Below are 2,305 nucleotides of genomic sequence, written 5' to 3' on the forward strand. Positions count from 1 at the left end.
GGTGCGGGCGGGGGGCCCACGGGTCCCGAGCCGCCCCTGTCCGCCGCCCGGGCCCCCCTCGGGACGGTCCCGGTGGTGCACGCGGGGACGCAGGCGCCCCAGGCGGAGGAGACCGCGCGTGCCGACGCGACGGTCCGTGACCCGGTCGGCCTCCACGCCCGACCTGCTGCCCAGCTCGCGCGGCTGGCCGGCGGATTCGACGCGGAGGTGAGCGTCAACGGCGCGGATGCGGGATCCGTGCTGGAGGTGATGTCACTGGGTGTGAGGTGCGGGGACACCGTGCACCTCAGCGCCACCGGCCCTGACGCCCAGGACGCGGTGGACGCCCTCGTCGACTTCCTCGAGTCCGCGGGCTGAACACCCGAGCCCTCCTCGGGCCCGGGTCGTTGGACCTATGCTTGGGCACGAGCACAGACACCCCCATGAAGGAAGGTTCCACATGCCGACACCAGACCTGCTCGACCCCGACCTGGAGCACAGCCTCGTCCTCATCAAGCCCGACGGGTACGCACGGGGCCTGACGGGGGAGGTCCTGCGCCGCATCGAGGCGAAGGGCTATGCCCTCAAGGGTCTCAAGATCAAGGTCGCCTCGCGCGAACTGCTCGAGCAGCACTACGTCGAGCACAAGGACCGCCACTTCTTCCCCGACCTCGTGGACTTCATGTCCTCGGGGCCGCTCGTGGCGGTCGTCGTGGAGGGGATCCGCGTCATCGAGGGTGTCCGCAACCTGATGGGGGCCACCAACCCGACCCTCGCGGCCCCGGGCACCATCCGCGGGGACCTCGGTCGTGACTGGGGCACCGCCGTCGTCCAGAACATCGTGCACGGCTCCGACTCGACCACCTCGGCCGACCGGGAGATCGCGCTGTGGTTCCCGGAGCTCGTCTTCCGGGACTGACCGGTTCGCCGGTGCCACCACACGGGCCGGTGCGGGACCGCAATGGCGCGGAATCCGCACCGGCCACCCTATTGTGGGGTGGTGCACCTCAAGACGCTCACCCTGCGCGGGTTCAAGTCGTTCGCCTCGACGACGACCCTGCGCCTCGAATCGGGCATCACCTGCGTCGTCGGCCCCAACGGGTCAGGGAAGTCCAATGTCGTGGACGCACTGGCGTGGGTGATGGGGGAACAGGGGGCGAAGACCCTGCGCGGTGGCCAGATGGCCGATGTCATCTTCGCGGGGACCTCGGCACGCCCCGCCCTCGGGCGGGCCCAGGTCGAGCTCACCATCGACAACGCCGACGGTGCCCTGCCCATCGACTACTCCGAGGTGACGATCTCCAGGACGCTGTTCCGGGGCGGCGGCTCGGAGTACTCCATCAACGGGACACCTGCGCGGCTGCTCGACATCCAGGAACTCCTGAGCGACACCGGCATGGGCCGACAGATGCACGTCATCGTCGGGCAGGGTCAGCTCGACGCGATCCTCTCCTCCACACCCGAGGAACGCCGTGGCTTCATCGAGGAGGCCGCCGGGGTCCTCAAGCACCGTCGGCGCAAGGAACGGGCCCTGCGCAAGCTCGCCGACATGGACCAGAACCTCGTGCGTGTCCTCGACCTCACCAATGAGATCCACCGCCAGCTCAAGCCACTGGCCCGGCAGGCGCGCGCGGCCCGCAGGGCCTCCGCGGTGCAGGCACGCGTGCGCGACGCGCGGGCCCGACTCCTCGCCGACGACCTGGTCGACCTGCGTGGACGGCTCGCCGCCCAGGAGGACAACGAGCGGGCACTCGCCCGGCGTGCCGAGGAGATCGGGGGGCAACTGTCCCTGGCACGGGGGGAACTCGCGCGCACCGAGGAGGAGGAACGTTCCTCCAGCCCCCGTCTGGAGGCGACCACACGCGCCTGGCAGGAGCTGACGACCCTCCACGAGCGCCTGGGTGCCACCGCGATGCTCGCCGAGGAACGGGTCTCGGCCCTGTCGGTGCCCCGTCCGGCGCCCGCGGGCGACGACCCCGCCGAGCTCGAGCGCCGGGCGGAGGAGGCGACCGGCGATGACGCCGGCCTCCTCGACCGTGTGGAGGAGGCCCGCCGGGCGCTCACGGCCGCCAGCACCGCCCGGGAGGAGGCCGAGCAGGCGGACGAGGCCGCCGCACGGGAGCTGGCGAGGGTCAACCGGGTGCTCGCCGACCACCGGGAGAAGGTCGCCCGCCTCACTGGTGACGTGTCCTCCGCGCGCTCACGCCTGGAGGCCGCACGGGCCGAGGACGCGCGGGCGGCGGAGCTCCTCGGGGCGGCGCAGCGGCGACAGGTCGAGGCCGAGGCGAGGGCCTCCGCGGCACCCGCGCCACCCGATGACGGCGAG

The 2,305-nt window shown here is 72.3% G+C and carries 3 protein-coding genes; all 3 read left to right on the top strand.

Annotated elements, in window-relative coordinates; genetic code table 11:
• Positions 1-357: HPr family phosphocarrier protein (locus tag TA90_RS10875; protein WP_147513473.1), on the top strand; the 357-nt coding region annotated here is incomplete at its 5' end.
• 82 nt (positions 358-439) lie between these two features.
• Positions 440-898 carry a nucleoside-diphosphate kinase gene (gene ndk, locus TA90_RS10880; RefSeq protein ID WP_043536404.1) on the top strand — a complete coding sequence of 153 codons (459 nt, stop codon included), beginning with the start codon at positions 440-442 and terminating at the stop codon, positions 896-898.
• 81 nt (positions 899-979) lie between these two features.
• On the top strand, positions 980-2,305 hold a 1,326-nt coding region (locus TA90_RS10885; RefSeq protein WP_147513474.1), incomplete at its 3' end, for a chromosome segregation SMC family protein.

Source organism: Actinomyces polynesiensis (assembly GCF_000820725.1).
GTDB classification, from domain to species: Bacteria; Actinomycetota; Actinomycetes; order Actinomycetales; family Actinomycetaceae; genus Pauljensenia; species Pauljensenia polynesiensis.